The following is a 25,655-nucleotide window of genomic DNA, read 5'->3' as shown; positions in this document are numbered from 1 at the left end:
TAATCACAAAAACTTTGTGTCACAGATATTCCTCTCTCCTCTTCTCTCTGCGCTCTCTGCGCCTCTGCGGTTCGTTCCTCTTACCCCAACCTCGGACGTATCCCATAATGCCGATATCGCCAATAATCCCGCAAAATGCGATCGTGGTCAAAACATAAATTACCAGGCACACACCAATACTCAAAAATGCCTACACCCTGAGCATCATCACCAGCCTTTGGTTCACCCTTAGCTGTCGCCAAAAACACAATACTAATCGTATGCTGACGCGGATCGCGATTTGGGTCAGAATATACCAGTAATTGTTCAACTAATTCCACCTGTAAACCCGTCTCTTCCTCAGCTTCTCGCCGCGCCGCCACTTCCACAGCTTCGCCATAATCTACAAAGCCACCAGGAATAGCCCAACCTAAAGGTAGATTATGTCTTTCAATTAACACTATTGGCCGATGAGGTCGATCTACTAGTTCAATGATGATATCAACTGTTGGTGTAGGATTTCGGTAAGTCATAGTTATTTAGTCATTAGTCATTGGTCATTAGTCATTAGTCACTTGTACTGAGCGTAGTCGTTGGCGCAGCCTCTCGTAGAGAAGTATTGGTTATTCCCAAAGGACAAAAGACAAATGACAAACAAAATGAGTTTACTTGATTTCCCCTGCAAATACCGTTCAGTGATAAATTCGATGCGATCGCATCTTGTCTCTATCAGATAATTGCTCCCTCTCATAATTCAGGTTATTTATGCCTTTTCCTAGATCCAGTGGCATTTTGCTGCATCCTACCTCCTTTCCCAGTCGATTTGGCATTGGGGATTTAGGCTTAGAAGCCTATCGCTTCATTGATTTTCTTAAAGAGAGCCATCAACAATATTGGCAAGTTTTACCACTGGGCCCCACTGGATACGGGAATTCTCCGTATATGTGCTACTCGGCAATGGCAGGAAATCCTCTGTTAATTAGCCCAGAAAAACTCTTAGAAGAAGGTTTACTATCTGAAGAAGACTTTGCTAATTTACCAGGATTTCCGGTAGAAAAGGTAGATTTCGACCAGGTTGTGCCGATTAAGATTGGGCTACTCAAAAAAGCCTGTGACCACTTTAGAGCCAATGCTACGCCTATCCAGCAGAAAGAGTTTGCAGGTTTTTGCGATAGTAAAGCCTATTGGCTGGATAATTACGCCTTATTTATGGCGCTGAAAGATGCCAACGAGAATGCAAACTGGCACGCATGGAAGCCAGAATTTGTCAAGCGCGATCCCCAAGCATTGGAGCAAGCACAGCATCGGCTCAATGGAGAGATTTATTATTACAAGTTCGTCCAATTTGAGTTTTTCCGGCAATGGTCTGACCTGAAAGCCTACGCTAATATGCGCGGCATTGACATTATTGGCGATATTCCCATCTACGTAGCTCATGATAGTGCCGACGTGTGGGCGCATCCCGACATATTTTGCTTAGATCCAGAGACTGGACAAGCAGCACAAATGGCAGGAGTTCCACCCGATTACTTCAGCGCCACCGGTCAATTGTGGGGAAACCCGGTTTATAACTGGGAGGAATTGCAAAAACAAGATTTTAAATGGTGGGTACAGCGCTTTGAGGCAATGCTGGATTATGTAGATATAATTCGCATTGACCACTTCCGGGGCTTTGAGGCTTATTGGTCTGTGCCCCAAGGTGAAGAAACTGCCATGAATGGGAAATGGGTGGAAGCACCTGGAGATGCTTTTTTTGCAGCGATTAGGGAGAAGTTGGGCAAGCTACCCGTCTTGGCAGAAGATTTGGGAGTAATTACACCAGAGGTAGAAGCGCTCCGAGACAAGTATGAATTTCCTGGGATGAAGGTTTTGCAGTTTGCTTTTGGTTCCGATCCTGGTAATCCATTTTTACCATTCAATTACCCGCGAAATGCTGTAGTTTATACCGGCACTCACGATAATGACACAACTGTAGGCTGGTTCAATTCAGCTAATGACAACGAAAAGCATAACTTATGGCTTTATTTAGGTTGTATTAGTCCTGAAGGCATCCAGTGGGATTTAATTCGCCTAGCTTTGAGTTCCATAGCCAACCAAGCGATTATTCCCTTGCAAGATATTTTGGGATTAGGAAACGAAGCGCGGATGAATTTTCCTAGTGTTGCTGAGGGGAACTGGGAGTGGCGCTATCAAGCAGGAGCGATAACAGACGAATTACGCGATCGCTTAAAAGTTCTTACCAGACTCAATGGACGCGCCCCGGAAGCACAATAAGGTAGTTCTTGAGCAGGGAAGCAGGGGGAGATGGGTAAAAGAAGGCAGACAAGGAAGACAAGGGAGAGGGAAGAGTAAATCCTTCCTTTTCCTCCTTTTCTCCTTGTCCCCCTTATCCTTCTCATCTCCCACAGTCTTTTTGTTCTCTATGAGACGCTGCACCTAGCTTGCTTCTCGGTAAGAGTACAATTTTGAATTTTGAATTTTGAATTTTGAATTGATTTCTCCCTCATCTCAAAACTTAGGCTTGGCAGCAATCCTAACTTCTTCCTCTTTCCCTGGTTCTCCCATTTCCTTAGCTTTCTCTTGATTGACGCTCACCAACACACCACCAGCATTATCAGTTTTCACTGTCAGTTGCTCTTGGGCTTTCCAAACTCGGTGAGTTCCCTCTGGCAGGATACCCTCAAACTCGGTTTTGCCATCGGCTACTACACGAATCCAAGATGAGGCTTTCAAAGTCACACCAACCTGTACAACCTGTCCCTTTTGGACACCGCTCAGGGTATCGCTGACAGGTTGTACCTGAGTTGACTCTTTTAGTTGAGCTAGTTCTGGTTTAACAACAGACTTTTGTTTTGGATATTGCTGGTTTGGGCTATTACCTGCTTGTAGTAACGCGTTATTTAATAACTGAGATAACCCATTTACAGAGCATACTATTAGCAATATGTAAAGAAAGTAAAGATGAACTGGACGTAGTTGAGCCAAGGGTGAATTATTCCCCCTACTTAGAGGGCTAACTTGTGCAGAACTGATCGGAAAAGTGCCAGAAAATTCTACTCCATTCAGGCCTAGTGCATCGGCAAATTGCCTGATTAAACCCTGAATATAGACTGGTTCTGGTAGATCGTTTAAATTACCTTCTTCGATCGCCTGCAATAATCTTCGGGGAATCCGAGTCAATGCAACCACTTGCTCTAGAGATAAACCCTGTTCTTGACGCAATGCCCAAAGTTGAGCGCCTAACTCTGCCAACTTTTCGGCTCGTTGTTCCTCTAATGAAAGTGATGGCTGGTGCTTATTCTTCTTTCTTAGCCATTTCATGCCTACTGACACTCCTTAACTCCACTGAATCAATAATTAGGTTGCGTTATCTGATCTTGCAAAAAGTGAATCTCACGATCTTTGAGGGAACGATATTTACCCTCTGACAAAAAGGGTTGCTTTGGAGTTTGTAATTGAATTGGGCCGATAGCAGTCCGATGCAGTTTGATTACTGGGTATCCCAACTGTTGAGCTATACGGCGAATTTGGCGATTTCTTCCCTCCTGCAACACTATTTCTAAAACGCTTTCCTCGGTACGACGTTCGATTAGGCGTACCTTAGCGGGCCTGGTTTTTCTACCCTCCAACATCACACCTTGACGCCACGTCTGTAGTACTGTTTCTGGAGGATGTCCTTTGACCAAAACATGATATGTCTTGGAAATACTGTGACGTGGATGGGTTAGTCCAAATGTCAGTTCTCCGTCATTAGTCAGGATTAATGCTCCTGTAGAGTCTGCATCTAGACGGCCAACTGGGTGAATACCTGAACCCTCCCGTAATTCTTTCGGTAGTAGATCCAGGACTGTTGTTCTGCGATGAGGGTCATAGCAAGTAGAAACCACTCCCGCTGGTTTGTGCAGCAATAGATATATTAAAGCCGGACGCTGCTTTTCGGATACAGGCTTACCATCAATTGCGATCGCATCTTTTTCAGGATCAACTTTTTGACCTAAATGTGCCAATACCCCATTAATCCGCACCCGTGAGTGCCTAATCATTTCTTCGGCTTCACGACGTGAGGCGATACCCCATTGAGCAAGAATTTTTTGTAACCGTACCTCCATGTGGAAATTGCTTATTTACTGTTATCAATTAAATGATATTTGCATTTTGTAGCGAGTAGGCATAAATGTTACATTTAAAGCTTATTTAATTTCGGTTCGGTTGTTGAGCAAATACTCCTAAATAGATTGGTTAAATGCCAGAGCAAAATCCCCAAACAACAAGTGGAAATAAAATCCGCATAATTACGCAGGTACTCACAACAGCAGTCAAGCTCTGGTTGAGAGCGCAGGTCAGCCAAATATCGGAATTAGAAGTGGAGATTAAAGCTAGCGATCGCCAACTTTTCTCTGGACGCATTCCTTCGGTATCTGTTTTTGCTACTCATGCAGTTTATCAAGGTCTCCTAATTACACAAATTCAATTAATAGCAGAAAATATTCGGGTAAATATCGGTTCCGTACTCAAGGGAAAATCTCTGCGACTGTTAGAAACAGTACCAGTGGTTGGCGATTTAATCATAGACGAGAAGGATCTGAATGCTTCTCTCTCATCAGACTTATTATCGACTGCTTTGAGCGATCTCTTGGTTAAGGTTTTACCAAAAGATTATCCCCAGTCACAACCAATCAAGTGGCAAGAAATTCTCCTTGGGAACAACCAAATTATACTGCGAGGTTTGAAAGTAACCAATAGCGAAACAACGCCTTTAGAGATTTGTCTGGGCTTACAATTACTCAGTGGACATGAGTTGCAACTGTTACATATCCCAATCAAACGCGATCGGGAAGATATATTAAAGGACAATTATGAGTACAATCTGGATCTCGGCTCAGATGTCGATATACAAGAACTAACGCTGATCCCAGGCAAGCTAGTATGTCGTGGGCGGATTAACGTTAACCCTTGATGATCGCAAATTAAAAAATATTAATACCCTATTTTAAATGATGTGGCATCTCTTGGAATAAGAGCAGGGGGCAGGGGAGCAGGGGAGAAGTTGCAGTAAGTTTTTCCCCTCTCTCTGCCTCTCTGTCCCTCTGCCCCTCTGCCTCTTGTTCCAAATTCCCAACTCACCTATTTACTAAGTAGTGGCAAAAGTAATGTCACAAAATAGTAAACCAAAGGAGCAGTAAAAATATAACTATCGGTACGGTCTAAAATACCACCATGACCGGGGATTAACTGCCCAGAATCTTTAACTCCAGCATCCCGCTTGAGCATAGATTCTGTAAGATCCCCTAAAAGACTAGCAATACCAATCAGCAAACCTAATGCTAAACCTGTGAAGGGGGATTTAGGCAAGTGAAGATAATAAGCTCCTGCTATGGCTACGGCAACACTTGAAGTAATACCAAAGACAGCGCCTTCGACTGTTTTTTTCGGGCTAATATCAGACAAACGGGTTTTTCCAAAGAATTTGCCAATGGTATAAGCACCGATATCAGCTGCCCAAATACACAAAAAAGTTAGTAGTGTGGCTGTAAAACCTTGTGCTAAAGAAGCGGAATTTGCCTTTTCCCAGAAATCTGTCCAGGTTGTGGGCCAGTAACCTCCGAAAGGGAGATTACTAAAAGCAGCACTATCAATTGCTCGTAACCGCACCCAGTAACTTGGTAAATAACCGACGTAAAATAGCCCCATAATAGAAGCGGAAACATCAGCGATCGTGGCAAATTTGGGTTGAAACAGCAAGTAAAAACAAATAAGTGTGCCAGCTATTGGCATCACAGCGTCAGCTAAACTGCCATCAAGGGTACAAATCACCAGCAAGACTTGGCTGACACCCATAGTGGTTTTAGCGGCGGGAGCGATGCCTCTGGCTCGCACCAAATTAAAATATTCCTGTTGACCCAAAAAGATGATGACCGCAAAGATGATGGTAAAGTACCAACCCCCCAAAAGGGTTGCGGAAAGAGCAAGAGCGATCGCAACAATTCCACTTATAATCCGAGACCAAGGCATAGAAGTATTTGGGATTGGGTACTGGGTACTAGGGATTGGGTACTGGGTACTGGGTACTGGGAATTGAGTACTGGGTATTAGGTATTTATTTGGAAAACTTTTTCCTAGTCCCTAGTCCCTAGTCCCTAGTCCCCAGTCCCCATTCCCTAATCCAGTTTCTCACCACTGAGGATAAAAATGGGATCGACGGCGGTAAAGGTTTGAGAAAAGCCGCGTGTCTCTAGGCGGTTAACCGCAGATTGGACGACTTCGATATTTCTAGCCCTTAATAGGGAAAAGCTTTGGGAAATAGCATACAGACTTTCTAGATTAGCAGCTGTGGCTACAACCCGACCGGATGGCGGCAAATAATGCCAAGCTGCTTGCAGTATTTCTTGAATGGGGCGACCTCCCTCAATACAAACACGGTGAGGGGTAATCTTGAGGTCATGTAAACACTCTGGGGCGCTGCCTTCAACAACTTCGACATTTTTTACATCAAAGCGATCGCAGTTACGCTTGATCAAATTAGCTACTTCTTCATCCCTTTCGATAGCGATAATCTGTCCGCCTGGACACAATAGCCCCACCTCTACCGGAATTGTACCCGTCCCTGCGCCAATATCCCACAACACAGAATCTGATTTTAGCCGCAGTTGAGAAATCAATAGCAGTCGGACTTCTCGCTGGCTCAGGGGAATTCCTGGCAAATGCTCAAACAAGTCATCGGGAATACCTGGGGTAATATAAGGCCAAAGTTGGGAGAGCATAGAATTACGCAATTATACTAAAGATATCGATTTGCCAAATTGAAAAGCTATCAGCTATAAAACTTTTCAACCGTAGCATTACAAGAAAACATAATGATTGGTGAAATATTAAGCGATCGCTACGAAGTTCAGCAGCTATTAGGAAAAAAAGCAGGGCGGCGGACGCTATTAGCTCGTGATTTGCAAACTCAGGAATTAGTTGTCATCAAGTTACTCTCTTTTAGTAGTGATTTTGAGTGGGATTCACTCAAGTTGTTTGAGCGAGAAGCCGAAACTTTAAAAAACCTAGCACATCCCTCAATTCCTGGCTATTTAAACTATTTTGAGGTAAATTTACCAACCATCAAAGGATTTGCTCTAGTACAAACTTATATCCCTGCACAAACTTTAGAGCAATACTTACAAGCTGGACGGACTTTTACAGAAACTGAAATCAAACAGATAGCTAAAGCACTTTTAAAGATTCTCGTTTACCTACATGAACTACATCCGCCTGTAATTCACCGTGATATTAAGCCTAGCAATATTTTATTGGGGGAGCGTTCTGGAAATAGTGTCGGTCAAGTTTATTTAGTAGATTTTGGCTCAGTACAGACAGTTTTAGCTAGCGAAACCGGGACAAGAACTGTGGTAGGAACCTATGGCTATATGCCACCAGAGCAATTTGGCGGACGCACTGTTGCAGCATCAGACCTTTATAGTTTAGGCGCAACTTTAATTTACTTGGTGACGGGTACTCACCCAGCCGATTTACCCCAAAAAGATTTTCGCATTCAGTTTGAACAACTGGCGAATCTCAGTCCCAGCTTTAGCAATTGGTTAAAGTGGATGATTGAACCTAATTTAGAACGGCGTTTAAGTTCTGCTACCGAAGCGATGGCAGCTTTAGAGAAACCACAACCGACAAACTTACCTACTTTGATTGTTGGCAAACCAGATGGGAGTAAGATTCAACTAACCAAAAATGGGGATTCTTTAGAAATTATCGTTCCACCATCTGGTTTTGATCCATCAATAATATTTACAGGTTTATTTGCGATCGTCTGGAATTCATTTATCTTATTTTGGACAATTGGCGCACTCTCAGCACCTTTTCCTGTCAACATCCCCTTTGCCTTGTTTTCACTTCCATTTTGGGGTGCTGGCTTTATGATGGGGTATAAATTTTTCTTTCATTTATTTGGACGCATCTGCTTACGCCTGAATCCCGAACAAATAACCCTAACCTGGGAGTTGTTTGCTTGGAAATTTTATCGTCCCCGTGCATTGCCAAGACAAAGTATTAATAAGTTAGTTTACATTCCCAAACATTTTACTAAAGATTCTGAAGGCACTAGAAGTGCCGTTCCCGCACAATTGGATATTTGGGTAGGAGTAAAAAAATATCAGCTTGGTGGTAGTGGTGGTGCAATTAAATCTGAAGCAGAACTGGAATGGCTAGCTCAGGAATTAAGCGATTGGTTAGGTTTGCCAATTACCAATCCAATTAGAAGTTAGTTGCGCTCATCAATGGCAAACTTATGGGATGTGAGCCATCAATGTCTATATTTAATTACAGATGCCTTAGAGGAAATTTATATGTTTGGACTGGGATGGCCAGAAATAGCTGTAATTAGCATAGTCGCTATTCTAATTTTCGGCCCAAAAAAAATTCCTGAACTGGGAACTGCACTGGGCAAAACCCTACGAGGTTTTAAGGAGGAGATGAAAACTCCCAGTGAGGAAACCAATCAGGAAGAAGAAAAACAGTAATTAAAAGAGTCAGGAGGAGCCAGCACACTGCTTTCTCCTGATTACTCGCTACAGCAAGGTATTAACAACAGAAGAAGGTGCGATCCCATTTTGGGAATCGATGACAGTTGTACCGGGATTTTGTTGGTGTGTCTCTTCCTTGGCTAAACCACGCAGCTTAATTAATTTAATCGCGCGAGTAACACTTTCTGGCAAAATTACCACCAGGCTGTTATCAGGAGCCATGTCTAAGCCTTTATTGATCGCTTGGGTTTCATCCAGAATTGATTCATAGCGGCTATCAGGCTTAACTTCCGTGATGCCTTGAATAATCAACTGGGCAGCTGATCCCCGTAGTCGTCCCCGTGTATCATCATCTTCTTTGATGATGATGTAATCAAAAATTTGTGCTGCTAATTTACCCAAAGTAACAAAATCTTCGTCACGGCGATCGCCTGGCCCGCCAATTACGCCAATCCGTTGTCCTGTAGTCCAGTTCCGCACAAAGGAACCTACAGCTTCGTAACTGGCTGCGTTGTGGGCATAGTCCACCAAAGCATGGTAGTTTCCTAAATTAAATAGATTCATTCGTCCCGGTGTTTGGCTAACTGAAGCCCGGAAGGTCTTCAAACCAGCCCGAATCTGTTCAATTGTGACGTTTTGCACAAACGCTGCCAAACTTGCTGCTAAAGCGTTGGCAATCATAAACGGCGCACGTCCGCCCATTGTTAAAGGTATATTTTCGGCTCTTTCTATGCGGTGTGTCCAATCACCTTTAACAATTGACAAATAGCCATTTTCATATACTGCCGCTACTCCACCCTTTTGGATGTGCTTCCGCACTAATTCCGAATCGGGGTTCATGGTGAAGTAAGCAATATTAGCTTTAGTTTTTTCTGACATAGCGGCGACGCGGCGATCGTCGGCGTTAAGTACAGCATAGCCATCAGGGAATACAGCTTCCGCTACTACGCTTTTGAGGTTAGCTAACTGCTCAATGGTATCTATATCGCCGATTCCTAAGTGGTCGGACGCTACATTCAATACCACCCCTACATTTGCGGCTTCAAAGCCTAATCCAGAGCGGAGAATGCCACCGCGAGCCGTTTCCAGTACTGCTACTTCTACTGTTGGATCTTGGAGGATGACGTGGGCACTTTGGGGACCTGTATTATCGCCAGATTCTACTAAGTAATCACCGATGTATGTCCCATCGGTAGTCGTATAACCTACTACTTTGCCCGTCTGTTTATAAATATGTGCTAGTAGTCGAGTAGTGGTGGTTTTGCCATTAGTACCCGTGATGCTGAGGATGGGAATTTGGCTAGATTGCTCGTTAGGAAACAGCATATCCATGACTGCGCCAGCGACGTTGCGGGGAATACCAACACTTGGGGCAACGTGCATCCGAAAACCGGGAGCGGCATTAACTTCAACAATCACGCCATCAACTTCCCGCAGAGGACGGCTAATATCCGTGGTGACAATATCGAGTCCAGCAATATCCAAACCGATAATCTTGACAACTCGTTGTGCCAACCAAAGATTTTCTGGGTGAATTTCATCGGTACGGTCAACGGCACTACCACCTGTACTCAAGTTTGCCGTGGCTCTGAGATAAGAAATAGTACCCTTGGGTGGCACGCTATTTAGGGTGTAACCTTGCCTTTCTAGCAACTGGTAGCTGGTGCGGTCTAGTTCAATTTTGGTCAGGACGTTATCATGTCCTTCACCGCGATTCGGGTCAAGGTTGGTTTCTTCGATTAGTTCGGAGATGGTGGATCTGCCGTTGCCGATGACATGAGCCGGGACACGTTCCGCTACTGCTACTACTTTCCCATTTACCACCAGTACCCTGTGGTCACGTCCAACGTAATATCTTTCGACAATAATTGACCGGGAAACTTGTCTGGCAGCTTCATATCCGGCTTCAGCTTCTTCCCAAGTTCTGATATCAATGGTGATCCCACGTCCATGATTGCCATCTAGTGGCTTGATAACGATGGGATAGCCGCCAACGAATTCAATGGCTTGTTCTAAATCGTCTAAGAAGTTGATTACTGTACCTCTGGGTACTGGCGCACCAGCCGCAGCGAGGATACGTTTAGTGGCTTCTTTATCGCAAGCTAGTTCTACACCCAGAATGCTGGTGTTGTCAGTCATTGTCGCCTGCATCCGCTTCTGGTTGACGCCGTAGCCTAGCTGAATCAAAAAGCGGGCTTCCAGGGACATCCAGGGAATGCCTCTTTTTTCTGCTTCTTTGACGATCGCTTCGGTGGAAGGGCCTAAAGAAGCATCACGGGTGAAGTCTTTCAGGTCTTGGATATCTTGCTCTAATTCTGCTTTGGGATAACGGCCTCGATCAACGATACTCTGGCACAGCCTTACTGCGGCTCGTCCAGCGTAGCGTCCCGCTTCCTCATTCAGGTACTCGATTACTACTTGGTAAATTCCGGGTGTGGCAGTTTCGCGGGTGCGACCAAAGCCGACGTGCATACCAGCTAATTCTTGGAGTTCTAAGGCTACGTGTTCCACTATGTGGCCAATCATAGTGCCTTCTTTGACTCGCATCAGAAAACCACCGCGACAGCCAGGCGAACAATAGTGACCCTCCAGACTCGGCAGCGCCTCAACTAATCCTTCATAAAAGCCAGGGATTTCATTCGAGGGCGTCTCGCCAAGGGTTTCTAAATCGAGGCGCATGACGATCAGTTTGTGGCGTCGAATGCTCCAATAGTTTGGGCCGCGTAATGTCTGGATCTTGAGGATTCTCATGGGAATAGGTAGATGGAGATTCGGAACCAAAATTCTAGTTTCTTACTGGAATTGACCGCTAAACTGTTCATCACAAACAGTTTTTTCTCTTTACATGGTATTCTTATCATTTTTCTACGGTAAGAAATAAATGTGCGGTCAACTCAGTGTAACCTCAGATACTCTATCCCGTCAGCTGGAGATTCGGTGTACAGCAGGCAATACAGTCCGCTGGTACAAGTGGAAGCGATCGCCGTAGCTGAGGATATGGAGACGTAAATTATGTACGGTTAAGGGTTCATTAGCGCCGACGTGGGGTTCGTTGGTGTGGGTTAGCTCAGTGGGATCAACAATAGTTACACTGCCTTTGCCCATGACTTGTAACCAACCATCACGTTCAAACACAGCACAAGTATCTTCGTCAATGCCGATACCTAAGCGATCGGGATGAGCTGCGATCGCACTAATCAGTCGCCCCATCCGATTACGGTTGTGAAAGTGTTGGTCAACGATTACTTCAGGAATAAATCCCAAACCCGTTGCCATATCCACTAGAGAACGATTGGGCGTCTCTCCACTACCGCCGCCAGCAATCATGTGATGCCCCATCACCGCCGCTCCTGCACTGGTGCCTGCTAACGTCAGTTGCCCCGCCCTCACCCGCTGGCGAATAATTTCCATTGCTGGCGTATCTGCCAATACGCCACAAAGACGCAGCTGGTCTCCTCCTGTCAAAAATACCCCACTACAGGCTTCTAAGGATGCTTTGATCTGGGAGGCTTCACACTGTTCTCGTTCGCGGATGTCTAAAATCTCTACCTTCTGGGCACCCATTTCTTCAAAAATGCGAATATACCGACCACCAATGATGGCAGGTTCGCGAGAGGCAGATGGAATAATTGTAATATAAGCCTTACTAGCACCGGCGCGTCCAAAAAAAGTTCGTAGGATTTCGCGCCCATGAACTTTATCTTCTGCACCTCCGATAACCAGAACGGCGGTTTTAGTTGCTTGGGGTGTCCTCATTTCTAGCGATTTAGCTTGTAATTGCGGCATTTTGGTTCTCCTGTCAACAACTTCAGGTGAATTTAACAAGGTTCAGTTGCCTGATAGTTTTTGCACTTTGCAACTTTCGAGAGGACACTTTTTGGAAGTTTGGAACTGGGTCAGCCACTCTCCAAATTCTCGCTTAACGCTCGCGTTGCCTCAGTCTAAACGTGTTTGTTCACATTCCTCAAAGCCAGCGCCTTGTTTTTCACCTGTCCACTTGTAGCAGGGCAAAATAGTCTTTAAGTGGCTATATTCCCCCTTTAGGGTTGGGGAAGAGCAGTTAAGACTACGCTTTTTTCTGAGGCTGGCTCGATGCATCCTGGAAGTTGTTAACTTGATATGATTATTAATTTAAATGTAGTTGTGACAACATTTAAACATAAATTAAGTAATTAGAAAAACTTTTGATCCCATCTAAAATCCAGGAGGTCTGGTAGTTTTAGATACTATTGATAAAGTTTAACTGGAGTTTAACCCGACCTTGGCTTGCTGGTGTTTGCTAGACATTCAAATTTAAGATTAGTGTCCTCGAATACGAATAACTGTGCGCTTTGATATAGTTACGCTTTTTCCTGACTGTTTTAACTCTGTTCTCAATTCTGGGCTGCTAGGTAAAGCCTTAGCCAAACAGATTGCTGAAGTGCATCTGATTAATCCACGGGACTTTACCACTGACAAACACCGAAAAGTAGATGATGAACCCTACGGTGGTGGTGTTGGGATGCTAATGAAGCCAGAACCTATTTTTACCGCTGTGGAGTCGCTGCCGATTCTATCCCGAAGAGAAGTAATTTTGATGAGTCCCCAGGGTCAAACAATTAATCAACCTCTTTTGAAAGAATTGGTGACAAATTATGACCAGTTAGTAGTTATTTGTGGGCATTACGAAGGAGTTGATGAGAGGGTGCTACATTTGGTAACTCGTGAAGTATCTTTGGGCGATTTTATTCTGACTGGTGGGGAAATTCCAGCAATGGCTTTGATTAATGGCGTCGTGCGGCTGCTCCCAGGAACTGTGGCCAAAACTGAGTCCCTCATAGCAGAAAGTTTTGAGGAAGGGTTGTTGGACTATCCCCAATATACTCGCCCTGCGAATTTTCGCGGTTTGAAAGTGCCTGATGTCTTGCTCAGTGGGAATCATGCAGCGATCGCCCGGTGGCGTTACGAACAACAAATTCAAAAAACCCGCGATCGCCGCCCCGATCTTTTGGAGAAATTGCAGCAGGGGGAACAGGGGGAGCAGGGAGAGAATAATAATTTCATTTCTAACTCTTGACCAATGACTAATAACTAATGACTAAAATTCGTATTGGTAACGGCTACGATATTCACCAACTGGTGAGCGATCGCGCTTTGATTTTAGGTGGAATTAAAATTCCCCATGAACTGGGTTTGTTGGGGCACAGTGACGCTGACGTACTAACCCATGCGATTATGGATGCCATGCTTGGGGCATTATCTTTGGGGGATATTGGTCATTATTTTCCGCCTAGCGATCCTCAATGGGCGGGAGCAGATAGTTTAATACTATTAACTCAAGTAAATCAACTGATTCGCGATCGAGGCTGGCAGGTGGGAAATATTGACTCGGTGATAGTAGCAGAACGTCCAAAATTAAAACCGCATATTCACAATATGCGTGACAAACTAGCGGCGGTTTTAGAATTAGAACCAAATCAAATTGGTATTAAAGCTACCACCAATGAAAAATTAGGCCCCGTTGGACGGGAAGAAGGTATATGTGCTTATGCTGTTGTCTTACTAGTTGCTTCAGAGTAACTTTTGTTTTAGCCGCTGATTCAAAGATATTCAAGACTGATTAGGATGGAAATAAATGATTGATAGCGTTAAACAAAGCTTAACTTGGTGGGGAATTAGAACCATGCAAGCTACAAACTTAGAAGATGTAGACTTTCCCGATATTGTCGCCCTCGACAAAGAGGGGCAAATTATTCTCATAGCTGAAGTTAAAGGTTTCCCCTTAAAATTTCAAGAAACAAAAGCCCAAGATTATGCTAATTTACGGCTAATCGATTACCTGCAAGCTGCAAAGATAGCGATTCCATTTGCCATGCTTGTTGATGTAGATAAAATTCAAATTGTAAAATGGGATGGCAATAATTTATCAGAGCCAATTGTCTGCTTTAATACTGCTGATGTGCTGAGTCATTACGAGCCAAAATTCCGCGACAAAAGGATATTTAGTCTTTATCTTAAAGGTCTTACAGAAGCTTGGCTACGTGACTTGGCATATCATTGGAAATCGGCAATACCACCTTTCACAAAGGAAATGGCAAAGATTGGTTTATTGCAATTAATAGAAGATGGAACAACTGAAATTTCTTAATGTTGTGTAGTGATCATTTACGTTGAAACTAATTTCTTGATGAGTATTGCTAAAGGGCAAGATTCACAAGCACAAGAATTACTGCAAAATCCACCATCATCTCTACGTATCGTAGTGCCAAGTATTTGTTTTGTAGAATCGTTGACAACATTAGAACAAGAAGAAAAATATAATTTAGATTTTCTCCGAAATTTAGATATACAAATTAATCAAGCAGAGCGAGATAATTCAAGCAATGCACGATCACTACTGTCTCACCTAGAGAAATCAAGAATTAGCTTTCTTCAAAGAAGTAATGAAGTTAAAGAACGTTTTGATGTAGCTTTTAATCGGCTTATCAATACATCAGAAATGATTATATTAAGTAAAGATATTTTTCAATTAACCTTAAATAGAGCAATCTTTGAGAAGCACATTATAGATAGAATAATCTTGGAATGTATAATTTTTCATGCTGGCTTACATCCTAATGAAAATAAAGTATTTTTAAGTAGCAATTCTAAAGAATTTGGCAGACGTGAAGTTTTAGAGATTTTACGAGATAGAGAAATCCAGTATTTCAATAAAACCCAAAACTTCCTTGGTTGGCTACAATCTCAATCAAATTAATGACACTACTCGCGTATTGAAAGTATGAAATCTTTTAGAAAAATATTTCTGGCAATTAAATATTTTTGGTTGCCAATAATTTTGACTTCAGCAACAGCACTTACACTTACCGCCTGCAACCCCGCTAACTTTAAAAGTGCAGCTGCTCAAATGCCGCAATTGGTCAGTGCCATTCTCAGCGATCCCAAAACCTTTAACTACCCTTTGAGTCAGGAATCTCCGAATGTTTTTCCTCTGATTTATGAAGGGTTAACTTCTGAAAACCCCATAACTGGCAAAATTGAGCCTTCTTTAGCAGAATCTTGGGAAATTTCTGATAACAAATTGCGATTTGTTTTTACCTTGCGTAAGGAATTGAAATGGTCTGATGGGGAACCCTTAACAGCAGATGATGTAATATTTACCTTCAACCAAATTTACCTGAACGAAGCGATTCCCGCAGATGCTAGAGATGTGCTACGCATTGGTGAAAGTCGGGCTTTACCAAAGGTACGAAAAATCGATACTCAACGGATTGAATTCACAACTCCAGAACCATTTGCACCATTTTTGGGAACTCTAGGACTACCAATTTTACCTGCTCACACCCTAGAACCATTTATCAAGACAAAAGACCAAGAGGGTAAGCCCATATTTTTGTCAAAGTGGGGTGTTGATACTCCTCCAGATCAAATTATCGTTAACGGCCCTTACAAACTAGAGCGCTACGACACCAGCCAGCGTGTAGTGTTCAGGCGCAATCCCTATTATTGGCGCAAAGGGCCAAAGGGAGAATCCCAGCCTTATATTGAACGGATTGTGTGGCAAATTGTAGAATCAACAGATACCTCCTTGCTACAATTTCGTTCTGGTGGATTAGATACTGTGGGAGTCTCACCAGATTATTTTTCTTTGCTAAAGGTGCAAGAAGAGCAGGGAAATTTCAAAATTTTCAATGGTGGCCCAGCAACTGGTACGACGTTTATTTTATTCAATTTAAATAAAGGTAAAAGGGATGGAAAACCGCTGGTCGATCCAGTTAAATCGCGTTGGTTCAATACTGTAGAGTTTCGGCAGGCAGTAGCCTATGCAATTGATCGGCAAACAATGATTAACAACACTTTTCGTGGCTTAGGTAAACCACAAAATTCGCCAATTTCTGTGCAAAGCCCTTATTATTTGTCGCCAGAAGAAGGCCTAAAAGTTTATAACTACAATATAGAAAAGGCGAAGGAACTGCTACTAAAAGCAGGATTCAAATATAACAACAACCAACTAATTGATGCTCAAGGAAACCGAGTTCGCTTCTCGTTGCTTACCAATGCTGGTAACAAAATCCGCGAAGCAATTGGATCGCAAATTAAACAAGACCTGAGTAAAATTGGTATTCAAGTCGATTTCACTCCTCTAGCGTGGAATACTTACACAGATAAGCTGTCAAATTCATTAGACTGGGAAGTTTCTATGCTGGGTCTGACTGGTGGGTTAGAACCAAATGATGGGGCTAATGTCTGGTCTCCCGAAGGTGGATTACACATGTTTAATCAGAAACCCCAAGCTGGACAAAAGCCAGTGCAAGGTTGGGAAGTGGCTCCTTGGGAAGCAGAAATTGCTAGGTTATACATTCAAGGAGCAAGGGAATTAGATCCAGCAAAGCGGAAAGAAATTTATGCCGAAACCCAAAAGATTACCCAAGAAAATTTACCGTTTATTTATCTAGTTAACGCTTTATCAATGTCAGCAGTGCGTAATCGCTTTGAAGGCATCCAATACTCTGCACTTGGTGGCGCATTCTGGAACATTCATGAAATTAAAATAACAAATTAGTTATTAGTCATTGGTCATTACTTGCAGATAAAAATAAATGACAAATGACAAATGACAAAGGACAAAGGACAAATGACAAATGACTGATGAAAAAACTTTGCGATCGCTACTCGTTGCGGTTGCCAATGGTAAAGTTACCCCAGATACGGCATTAGACTCCCTCAAAGACTTAACTTATGAATCTGTGGGTGAGTTTGCCAAAATTGACCATCATCGCCAGCTAAGAACTGGTTTCCCAGAGGTGATTTGGGGCCCTGGTAAGACTCCCGATCAAATTGCTCAAATTATGGAGGTGATGCGTCTCCGTAATCCGGTGGTGATGGCGACTCGGATTGAACCAGCAGTTTATGCCGTATTAGAATCAAAAGTTAGCAGTTTGCGATATTACGAATCGGCGCGAATTTGTGCGATCGCTCCCCCTACCATCGAACCACAATTCCAGGGTGAAATTGGCATTCTTTCTGCTGGTACCGCCGATTTACCTGTTGCTGAAGAAGCAGCTGTCACTGCTGAACTTTCTGGTTTTCGAGTACAGCGTCTCTGGGATGTTGGCGTTGCGGGAATTCACCGCTTATTAAGTAACCGTCACCTGATTGAGTCAGCATCAGTGTTGATTGTCGTAGCTGGGATGGAAGGCGCTTTACCCAGCGTTGTCGCAGGTTTAGCGAGTTGTCCCGTGATTGCCGTACCCACCAGCATTGGTTATGGCGCAAGTTTTGGTGGTTTAGCACCTCTATTGACAATGCTTAACTCTTGTGCTGCGGGAGTAGGCGTAGTAAATATCGATAATGGTTTTGGCGCAGCAGTTTTGGCGGGGCAAATTTTGCGGACAGCCGAGAAATTGCGGTTGGCATCGGCTACATCTTGAGTTAAGACATTGAAGTTACATCCAATATTTCAGTAAATATCAGTAATTAATGTAAATAATAAGCTGATGCTGAAATTTGCCACCCCTAACTTCTTAATCACCAAAGATGAGTAATTACAGCGATTTGACATCTCAGTTACTTTGGCATTTGCCTGTAAATTTGACAGCATTAGCACAAACAATCACCGATCCAAACGTTATGGGTCAGATGCAAAAAGCTTGGAGCCACTTTATACAAACAGGTCAAGTGTGGGCATTGTTGATTGGTTTAGTCATTGGCTATATGATTCGGAATCTAACTAGCTACGGTTAAATTTAAAAGTTAGGAGTTAAAAGTGAGGAGTGAGAAGTTAGGAGTCAAAAACTCATAACTCCTCACTCTTAACTCTTAACTCTCGCCCACTCTTTTCATAATTTATGACCAAAAAAGAAACTTGGAGCCAGCGGTTTGAATCAGCGTTGCATCCAGCGATCGCTCGTTTTAATGCCAGTATAAGTTTTGATATTGAATTAATCGAATACGACCTGACTGGTTCTCAAGCTCATGCCAAAATGCTTGCTCACACAGGCATTATCTCCCCAGAAGAAGGAGAGCAACTGGTTGTCGGTTTAGAACAAATTCGCCAAGAGTACAGCCAGGGAAAATTTCAGCCCGGTGTCGATGCTGAAGATGTACATTTTGCAGTTGAAGGCCGACTGACAGAAATTGTTGGCGACGTGGGTAAAAAGCTGCATACAGCGCGATCGCGTAATGATCAAGTTGGTACTGATACCAGACTCTACCTCCGTGACCAAATCCAACAAATCAAAAGCGAATTGCGAGAATTTCAAGGTGTTTTACTAGATATAGCCGAAAAGCACGTTGAAACCCTGATTCCTGGCTATACCCACCTCCAACGCGCCCAACCCGTGAGTTTAGCTCATCACCTCTTGGCATACTTTCAAATGGCGCAACGTGACTGGGAACGCTTAGGAGATGTTTCTCGCCGCGTGAATATTTCACCTTTGGGATGTGGTGCTTTAGCGGGAACGACTTTCCCTATTGACCGCCACTACACAGCCAAACTCTTGAATTTTGACGATATTTATGCTAACAGCCTCGATGGAGTGAGCGATCGCGATTTTGCGATCGAATTTTTGTGTGCTGCTAGCTTGATTATGGTTCACCTCAGCCGCCTTGCAGAAGAAGTCATTCTTTGGTCATCTGAAGAATTTCGCTTTGTCACCCTCAAAGATAGCTGTGCTACGGGTTCCAGTATCATGCCCCAAAAGAAAAACCCCGATGTCCCAGAATTGGTGCGGGGGAAAACGGGACGTGTATTCGGTCATCTCCAGGCGATGTTAGTGATTATGAAGGGGCTACCTCTGGCATATAACAAAGACTTACAAGAAGATAAAGAAGGTCTATTTGATAGCGTTAATACAGTCAAAGCGTCTCTAGAAGCGATGACGATTTTGCTCAGGGAAGGCTTAGAATTTCGTACCCAACGGTTAGCATCAGCTGTGGCAGAAGATTTTTCTAATGCTACCGATGTAGCAGATTATCTGGCAGCACGGGGCGTTCCTTTTCGGGAAGCTTACAACCTTGTGGGTAAAGTGGTAAAAACTAGTATTGCCGCAGGTAAACTCCTAAAAGATTTGAAATTGGAAGAGTGGCAACAACTACATCCGGCATTTGCAGCAGATATTTATGAGGCGATATCCCCCCGTCAAGTTGTTGCTGCGCGCAACAGTTACGGAGGTACTGGCTTTGTACAGGTAAACAAAGCACTTACAGCCGCCCGTGCCCAAATTGCTCAATAGAGGAATTGGGGAAAAGGAGACAAGGGGGAGTTTTTGAATAAATCTCTCCCTTGTCTCCCTTGTCTTTTCTCTATGCCCAATGCCCCAATCCCCAAAAATAAATAAGGGCGTACAAATAAATGTGCGCCCCAAAAGGTAAATAACCCAAACAATAAGGATTTAGGCAAGCAGCTTAGTCAGTGTCAGCTGCTGTTGCTGCGCCTTCTTCTTCTTCACTCTTTGGTGGTCTTTGTTGGAACCTTCTCTGCATTCTTCCTGTCGTAGTCCGTTTACGAAACTTTCTGGCATACGCCTGGTTACGTAGCGCCTTTTCTTTTTTCGGGTTACGGCGCTTGGCCATGTTCACCTCTATTAATAAACAACAAAAAAGTAGCAACTAGGCATCACGTAGGCAATATTAGCTACCAATGTTATTGATATACTTTTAACCTAGTGCAGCAATAAATACGCTTTAAACAGTGTACTAGTCTATCGCATTATACCTAAATTTGTCAATAAAAATTATGAATTTTCCCTGGTAGCAAGACGAAAAATATCTTTTCTGAGATTCTAATCTATTTAATAGATTGGAAATTAGCTCATTAGTTGTTGTTCTTGAAACAAACCAATATTATCAAGAAATAATTCAGAAGGCATCGGTGGGTTTAAGCATAGAGTCTAAATATTTGATTTAGCTATCTTTAATTAATTGTAGGTTTTAAACCCTACTTAATTGCCTCTTATAAATTCAGAATTCATAATTTTGGATTTTGACTTATTATTCATATTATTTCTTTTAATGTGTTCTAAAAATCTATTAGTAACAGCTAGTTTCAACAGCACTAATGCTAGCTATCAACTGAAAATTTACCTGATTCAAGAAATATTATGTATATATAAACACAGTGCTTCTATTGAAACTTGATGTTAGAATTGATAATATTCTACGTAAATCGTGAGAATAAAATCTCAACCCACAAACATTTTTGTATAAAACAAAACTCAGCAAAAATTTTATTAGTTGAGCCTATGTAAGTGGTAGGGAACTATAGAATACAACACATAAATTTTGAAGATTGAACGTTATTGCTTTTTTTCCGGCAGCTGTAGAGTCCACACGTAGCTTATGGCGTATTGGACAAACAGTATTGGGTATAATATTTCGTCATCCCATTACTGGCACTAGTATCATCCCAATTTTACCCGATGGTCGGATTGTACTGATCCGGCGGCGCGACAATGGTCTTTGGTCATTGCCTGGAGGGATTGTGGATTGGGGAGAAGATATTCCCAATACAGTTCGCCGGGAATTGATGGAGGAAACCGGGCTAGAATTGGTGAAAATTAACCGTTTGGTAGGAGTTTACTCTGCACCAGACCGCGATCCCAGAATCCATTCAATTTGTATTGTGGTTGAAGCCGAAGTGTATGGGACAATGGAGATTCAAGACACTTTAGAAGTCATGGAAATCCAAGCTTTCTCTCCCAGTTTACTACCTTCAGAAAAGATGTCTCACGACCATACTAGGCAGTTGCAAGACTACTTGAATGGCTTGACAACACTGGCATAATAATATTTTGTCATTTGTCATTTGTCATTGGTCATTGGTCATTTGCCACCAAAGTTATGATTTAAGGAATCTTCTCTACGAGAGGCTCCCCCAAGGAGACGCTAAACGAATCGCACCACATCTTTGTGTTTGTAATTTGACTAATGACTAATAACTAATGACTATTTATTATGGTGCTAAAAGTTAACTACTAAATAAAATGGATACACTATTCCGTAACTCCCGGAGAAAGCTCTCTCAAGGGCTACTTTTCTGGCGTGAAGTTGGTGAAAAAACTCCTATAATTTTTTTACATGGGGCTTGGAATGAGAGCAGTCAATGGTTATCTGTGATGGAATCCCTTGCACAAGATTTTCATTGTTTTGCACCTGATTTGTTAGGATTTGGTGAATCAGAAAATCCCAATATCCACCATTCGATAGATTTACAAGTTGAATGTCTAGCTGAATTTTTGCAAGCTGTGAAGCTAGAAAAAGTATATTTAGTGGGGCAGTCTCTTGGGGGTTGGATTGCTGCTAGCTATGCTTTAAAGTATCCAGAGAAAGTTGATGGTGTGGTATTGGTAGCACCAGAGGGCGTGGAGATAGCAGGACAAGAAGAGTATTGCCGGAAGATGCGGCGATTATTGAATTATCCACCACTAGTAGTTAAATTGTTGCGATCGCTAACTCCCTTGACTAAAATCCTGGGTTGGCATGAAAAAATTGCACAAGACTTACAGTTGCGTCAATCGCTATTGCCGTATCCCATAGGTTGCCAGTTACTTTTCAAACGGCGACAAGTAGAAATTGAGGCGGAATTACTGCAAAAGCAGCTTTATATGATAGATGTCCCAGTTTTTATTTTACAAGGTGGACAAGATACACCAGATGCTTTAGCCAGAAGCCGTGTTTATGCTCAACTGATACCGAAAGTCGAGTTAAAAATGGTTGCCCATGCTGGAAACGATTTACCAGAATCTTGTGCTGAGGTTGTGGCGACCGAAATTCAGGAGTTTATTCAAGGTATTTTAAAAATCCATAATTTCAACGAATTAAACTAGCTTTACATCCGGTTTGGATTCAAGCCTGTCTCAATCTGTGGGTAACTTTGTTCATCATATCCCGATTCATCAGCTATCCATTCGTCAACCAATCCTATTACTTTTTTTAAGGTATCATCCACTTTTGCTTCCGATTCAGAAAATTGGGCAAGTTGGTTTTGCCTTGATTCTCGTAACCAGGTTGGCAAGAGATTTGTTGCATTTGTTCCAAGTGTGTTTATGGTTGCAAGTGCAGCAAGGATGTCTACATCGTTATTATCATTATGAATGAATGTAAATCTACTAAAACTCCCACGATATGCAATATTTTCAGTGTTCCGAACGTTACGCCAAGGAAACAAAGGTGGTATAACTTTACCCAATGGCAACGATTGTCCCTCAATCAAGGCATCGATTTTTGCCCTAACTACTAGCAATTCTGCTGAAGAAAGGGCATCCAAGTGCTGCATAATTACATCTAGCTGTGAAGTTTTGGGAATAGTTTATTTAGGGGTAAACTTCTCTTTTAATTCTATGCTATCTGGGCTTTGGATTTTGGATTGTCTCTTTGCCGGGAAAAATTGGATTCCTATTCCTTATTCTCCATTACTATTTCGCGCATTCCCAAAAAAATCAAATTTTGTTCCACAATTAAACGTGCTGCAATTTCAGGATATAAAGCTTGCAAATAGTTAATTAATAAAGTGCGATCGCCCCCTTTAATCGCAATTTTTCCATCAGCAAATAAATCCCACCATGCTTCAATAAAATTTCTAATTCCAGCTAATACTGTGTAAATTACTCCACTTTTAATTGCTTCTGTAGTATTGAGAGCAAAATGTGGTGGTAGAGACGGAAAATTTTGCATTTCCACTAATGGTAATTGTCCTGTTTGTTGACCAAGTGTTGCAAATTGCAAACCTAATCCTGGCAAAATTGCACCTCCAACTAAATACTCATTCGCATCCGTAGCTGTAAAAGTTAGCGCTGTACCAGCATCAATCACCAACATCGGAAAACCCCAAGTTTTCCCCGCACCCCACAAAGCTAAAGCGCGGTCAATTCCTAATGTGGGATACACTCCTTTTAGTGGTATTTGGTCTAAGGTAATAACGTGAGTATTTGGGTAAGTTTGCCAAATAGCAGTTTGGCTGGGAACTACCGAGGCGAGGAGAAGAGGGCACGGGGGCAGAGAGACAAAAGTGCAAAGGGGTGAAGTATTTGTGAGAAAATTACTTTGTTGATCGGGTGGAGAAATTGCTAGCAATAAATCATCTAGGGTTTGACATTCAGCTAGATGTTCTATGACAGACTGAGGAAAATAGTCGGTATCCCAAGCTGAGTAAAGTGTCTCGCCAAAAAACAATGCCCAATGCAGCCGAGAATTACCAATTTCCAAGGCTAGCCAAATTTCCTCTATGTGCCTCTGCGGTTTCACACTTTTAACTTTTTTAAGTCAACTATAGGTTTTTTAATAAAAATTAACATTCAAGCCGTGTCACAATAAAAGAAGAGGAACAAATACTCATTGTGTCAAGGAGGGAGTTATGGTAGCACTCACCGAAAAAACTGAAAAACGGCTCACCATACAGACTGTAGAGATTGCTCAAGAGACGACGGCTATTCGCTCTTTGGATTGGGATCGCGATCGCTTCGATATTGAGTTTGGTCTGCAAAACGGTACTACTTATAACTCGTTTCTCATTTGTGGAGAGCAGACTGCCTTAGTTGATACCTCCCACGAAAAGTTTCGTCAACTATATTTTGATACGCTTACTGGACTAATCAACCCAACAGAGATTGATTATTTAATTATCAGCCACACTGAGCCAGACCATAGCGGTTTAGTTAAAGATTTGCTGCAAATGGCTCCAGAAATAACCGTTGTCGGTTCTAAAGTGGCGATTCAGTTTCTTGAAGATTTAGTACATCAACCATTTAAGCGGCGGATTGTGAAAAATGGCGATCGCTTAGATTTGGGCAATGGGCATGAATTTGAATTCGTGATTGCTCCAAATTTACATTGGCCGGATACCATTTTCAGCTTTGACCACAAAACAAAAGTTCTCTACACCTGCGATGCATTTGGGTTGCACTATTGCTCAGATAGCACCTTTGATGAAAACTTGGCAGCGATCGAAGAAGACTTTCATTACTACTACGATTGCTTGATGGGGCCGAATGCTCGGTCAGTTCTGTCTGCCCTGAAGCGGATGGCAGAACTGAAAACCATCGACATGATTGCCACAGGACACGGGCCATTATTATCTCACAATGTTGAAGAACTAGTTGGACGTTATCGCACTTGGAGCCAAAGCCAAACCAAGGCAGAAACAACAATTGGGATATTTTACGTTTCTGAATACGGATATAGCGATCGCCTTGCCCAAGCAATTGCCAACGGTATCGGTAAAACCGGTGTAGCAGTGGAAATTGTCGATTTGGGATCTGAAGTAGATTTACAAGAACTGCGGGAACTAGTTAGCCGCTGTGCTGGACTAATCGTTGGTTTACCTCCGGCTTCTGGTGCTGCTAGTATCCAAGCTGCACTCAGCACAGTTTTAGGATCTGCCAAAGAAAAGCAAGCTATTGGCGTGTTTGAAAGTGGCGGTGGCGATGATGAGCCGATAGATCCTTTGGTGAGTAAATTCCGCAATTTGGGTTTGACAACAGTTTTTCCAGCGATTCGGATTAAACAAACGCCTACGGAAAATACTTACAAACTGTGTGAAGAAGCGGGTACAGACTTAGCTCAATGGGTAACACGCGATCGCAGCATCAAAGCTATGAAATCTCTTGGCGCTGACTTAGATAAAGCACTAGGTAGAATCAGTGGCGGCTTATATATTATTACTGCTAAAAAAGGCGATGTATCCAGTGCCATGTTAGCCTCTTGGGTTGCTCAAGCTAGCTTTAAACCATTGGGATTCTCCATTGCAGTCGCCAAAGATCGGGCAATTGAATCACTTATGCAAGTAGGCGATCGCTTTGTTCTCAACGTCTTAGAAGAAGGTAATTTCCAACCACTAATGAAACACTTTTTGAAACGGTTCGCTCCTGGTGCTGATCGCTTTGAAGGTGTGAGAACTCAGCCAGCCGAAAATGGTGCGCCCATCCTCAATGACGCCCTAGCTTACATGGAGTGTGAAGTCGTTAGTAGAATGGATTGCGGCGACCACTGGGCAGTATACAGCAACGTCTACGCTGGACGAGTTTCTAAACCAGATGCTTTGACTGCTGTGCATCACCGTAAAGTTGGAAACCACTATTAATTTTGGATTTTGGATTTTGGATTTAAGATTAATAATCCAAAATCCAAAAATACTCAATAAAGCATTTGTGCAGTATAGCCCTTCCTACTTAATATCCCGAATTT

The 25,655-nt window shown here is 42.8% G+C and carries 25 protein-coding genes; 15 read left to right on the top strand and 10 right to left on the bottom strand.

The genetic code is table 11. The annotated features are described in order from the left end of the window. Positions 1-80 precede the first annotated feature (80 nt). Positions 81-512: an NUDIX domain-containing protein gene (locus tag CDG76_RS08020; RefSeq protein ID WP_094348508.1), complete on the bottom strand. Its 432-nt coding sequence runs from the start codon at positions 510-512 to the stop codon at positions 81-83. 232 nt (positions 513-744) lie between these two features. On the opposite strand from CDG76_RS08020, the gene malQ reads away from it, so the two are divergent. Further along, positions 745-2,253, top strand: a complete 1,509-nt coding sequence (malQ, locus tag CDG76_RS08015; protein WP_094348507.1) for a 4-alpha-glucanotransferase — start codon at positions 745-747, stop codon at positions 2,251-2,253. 234 nt (positions 2,254-2,487) lie between these two features. Here malQ and CDG76_RS08010 read toward each other — a convergent pair whose 3' ends face one another. Further along, on the bottom strand, positions 2,488-3,300 hold the full coding sequence (locus CDG76_RS08010; protein ID WP_094348506.1) for a helix-turn-helix domain-containing protein: 813 nt from the start codon (positions 3,298-3,300) through the stop codon (positions 2,488-2,490). A 29-nt stretch (positions 3,301-3,329) separates the two neighbouring features. Beyond that, entirely contained in the window at positions 3,330-4,088 is a 759-nt protein-coding gene (locus tag CDG76_RS08005; protein WP_094348505.1) for a pseudouridine synthase, read from the bottom strand. Positions 4,089-4,222: 134 nt separating this feature from the next. On the opposite strand from CDG76_RS08005, the gene CDG76_RS08000 reads away from it, so the two are divergent. Then, entirely contained in the window at positions 4,223-4,936 is a 714-nt protein-coding gene (locus CDG76_RS08000; RefSeq protein WP_094348504.1) for an LmeA family phospholipid-binding protein, read from the top strand. A 167-nt stretch (positions 4,937-5,103) separates the two neighbouring features. Here the strand turns inward: CDG76_RS08000 and CDG76_RS07995 are convergent, their stop codons facing one another. Further along, positions 5,104-5,991, bottom strand: a complete 888-nt coding sequence (locus tag CDG76_RS07995; RefSeq protein ID WP_094348503.1) for a phosphatidate cytidylyltransferase — start codon at positions 5,989-5,991, stop codon at positions 5,104-5,106. A 146-nt stretch (positions 5,992-6,137) separates the two neighbouring features. Further along, positions 6,138-6,740, bottom strand: coding sequence for a precorrin-6Y C5,15-methyltransferase subunit CbiT (gene cbiT, locus CDG76_RS07990; RefSeq protein ID WP_094348502.1), 603 nt, complete (start codon positions 6,738-6,740; stop codon positions 6,138-6,140). Positions 6,741-6,833: 93 nt separating this feature from the next. Between cbiT and CDG76_RS07985 the strand changes: the two genes are divergently transcribed. Beyond that, entirely contained in the window at positions 6,834-8,237 is a 1,404-nt protein-coding gene (locus CDG76_RS07985) for a serine/threonine protein kinase (RefSeq protein WP_094348501.1), read from the top strand. 81 nt (positions 8,238-8,318) lie between these two features. Next, positions 8,319-8,492: a twin-arginine translocase TatA/TatE family subunit gene (gene tatA, locus CDG76_RS07980; protein ID WP_094348761.1), complete on the top strand. Its 174-nt coding sequence runs from the start codon at positions 8,319-8,321 to the stop codon at positions 8,490-8,492. 48 nt (positions 8,493-8,540) lie between these two features. Here the strand turns inward: tatA and cphA are convergent, their stop codons facing one another. Both cphA and CDG76_RS07970 read right to left on the bottom strand, forming a co-directional pair. Further along, positions 8,541-11,246, bottom strand: coding sequence for a cyanophycin synthetase (cphA, locus tag CDG76_RS07975; protein WP_094348500.1), 2,706 nt, complete (start codon positions 11,244-11,246; stop codon positions 8,541-8,543). Positions 11,247-11,417: 171 nt separating this feature from the next. After that, entirely contained in the window at positions 11,418-12,281 is an 864-nt protein-coding gene (locus CDG76_RS07970; RefSeq protein ID WP_094348499.1) for a cyanophycinase, read from the bottom strand. A 538-nt stretch (positions 12,282-12,819) separates the two neighbouring features. On the opposite strand from CDG76_RS07970, the gene trmD reads away from it, so the two are divergent. The 8 genes from trmD (at position 12,820) to argH (ending at position 19,708) form a co-directional block, all read left to right on the top strand. After that, on the top strand, positions 12,820-13,551 hold the full coding sequence (gene trmD / locus CDG76_RS07965) for a tRNA (guanosine(37)-N1)-methyltransferase TrmD (RefSeq protein WP_094348498.1): 732 nt from the start codon (positions 12,820-12,822) through the stop codon (positions 13,549-13,551). A gap of 17 nt (positions 13,552-13,568) precedes the next feature. Next, a complete protein-coding gene (gene ispF, locus CDG76_RS07960) occupies positions 13,569-14,054 on the top strand; it encodes a 2-C-methyl-D-erythritol 2,4-cyclodiphosphate synthase (protein WP_094348497.1) in 486 nt (161 codons plus the stop codon). Between the two features lie 55 nt (positions 14,055-14,109). After that, entirely contained in the window at positions 14,110-14,622 is a 513-nt protein-coding gene (locus CDG76_RS07955) for a hypothetical protein (RefSeq protein WP_223265174.1), read from the top strand. Positions 14,623-14,631: 9 nt separating this feature from the next. After that, positions 14,632-15,231, top strand: coding sequence for a PIN domain-containing protein (locus tag CDG76_RS07950; RefSeq protein WP_094348496.1), 600 nt, complete (start codon positions 14,632-14,634; stop codon positions 15,229-15,231). A gap of 24 nt (positions 15,232-15,255) precedes the next feature. Continuing rightward, entirely contained in the window at positions 15,256-17,037 is a 1,782-nt protein-coding gene (locus CDG76_RS07945; RefSeq protein WP_094348495.1) for an ABC transporter substrate-binding protein, read from the top strand. A gap of 79 nt (positions 17,038-17,116) precedes the next feature. After that, a complete protein-coding gene (gene larB / locus CDG76_RS07940) occupies positions 17,117-17,905 on the top strand; it encodes a nickel pincer cofactor biosynthesis protein LarB (protein WP_094348494.1) in 789 nt (262 codons plus the stop codon). Positions 17,906-18,011: 106 nt separating this feature from the next. Continuing rightward, positions 18,012-18,218 carry a hypothetical protein gene (locus tag CDG76_RS07935; RefSeq protein WP_094348493.1) on the top strand — a complete coding sequence of 69 codons (207 nt, stop codon included), beginning with the start codon at positions 18,012-18,014 and terminating at the stop codon, positions 18,216-18,218. A gap of 104 nt (positions 18,219-18,322) precedes the next feature. Beyond that, on the top strand, positions 18,323-19,708 hold the full coding sequence (gene argH, locus CDG76_RS07930; protein ID WP_094348492.1) for an argininosuccinate lyase: 1,386 nt from the start codon (positions 18,323-18,325) through the stop codon (positions 19,706-19,708). A 172-nt stretch (positions 19,709-19,880) separates the two neighbouring features. Here the strand turns inward: argH and CDG76_RS37150 are convergent, their stop codons facing one another. Next, a complete protein-coding gene (locus CDG76_RS37150) occupies positions 19,881-20,048 on the bottom strand; it encodes a hypothetical protein (protein ID WP_012412073.1) in 168 nt (55 codons plus the stop codon). 715 nt (positions 20,049-20,763) lie between these two features. On the opposite strand from CDG76_RS37150, the gene CDG76_RS07925 reads away from it, so the two are divergent. Together CDG76_RS07925 and CDG76_RS07920 are read left to right on the top strand one after the other, a co-directional pair. Further along, the gene (locus CDG76_RS07925) at positions 20,764-21,258 is read left to right on the top strand and encodes an NUDIX hydrolase (RefSeq protein WP_094348491.1); all 495 of its coding nucleotides are present in this window, start codon (positions 20,764-20,766) and stop codon (positions 21,256-21,258) included. 199 nt (positions 21,259-21,457) lie between these two features. Further along, the gene (locus tag CDG76_RS07920) at positions 21,458-22,300 is read left to right on the top strand and encodes an alpha/beta fold hydrolase (protein WP_094348490.1); all 843 of its coding nucleotides are present in this window, start codon (positions 21,458-21,460) and stop codon (positions 22,298-22,300) included. 2 nt (positions 22,301-22,302) lie between these two features. Here CDG76_RS07920 and CDG76_RS07915 read toward each other — a convergent pair whose 3' ends face one another. Both CDG76_RS07915 and CDG76_RS07910 read right to left on the bottom strand, forming a co-directional pair. Next, positions 22,303-22,749 (bottom strand): hypothetical protein, encoded by a 447-nt coding sequence (locus CDG76_RS07915; protein WP_223265173.1) that lies wholly within the window; start codon positions 22,747-22,749, stop codon positions 22,303-22,305. Between the two features lie 119 nt (positions 22,750-22,868). Continuing rightward, positions 22,869-23,717, bottom strand: a complete 849-nt coding sequence (locus CDG76_RS07910; RefSeq protein ID WP_190240789.1) for a pantothenate kinase — start codon at positions 23,715-23,717, stop codon at positions 22,869-22,871. Between the two features lie 109 nt (positions 23,718-23,826). Here CDG76_RS07910 and CDG76_RS07905 point away from each other — a divergent pair, with 109 nt between their 5' ends. Continuing rightward, positions 23,827-25,551, top strand: coding sequence for a diflavin flavoprotein (locus CDG76_RS07905; RefSeq protein ID WP_094348488.1), 1,725 nt, complete (start codon positions 23,827-23,829; stop codon positions 25,549-25,551). The last annotated feature ends 104 nt before the right edge of the window (positions 25,552-25,655 follow it).

The sequence above is a fragment of the Nostoc sp. 'Peltigera membranacea cyanobiont' 210A genome, assembly GCF_002246015.1.
In the GTDB taxonomy this organism is placed as follows: Bacteria; Cyanobacteriota; Cyanobacteriia; order Cyanobacteriales; family Nostocaceae; genus Nostoc.
This window is presented reverse-complemented; position numbering and strand designations above follow the sequence as displayed.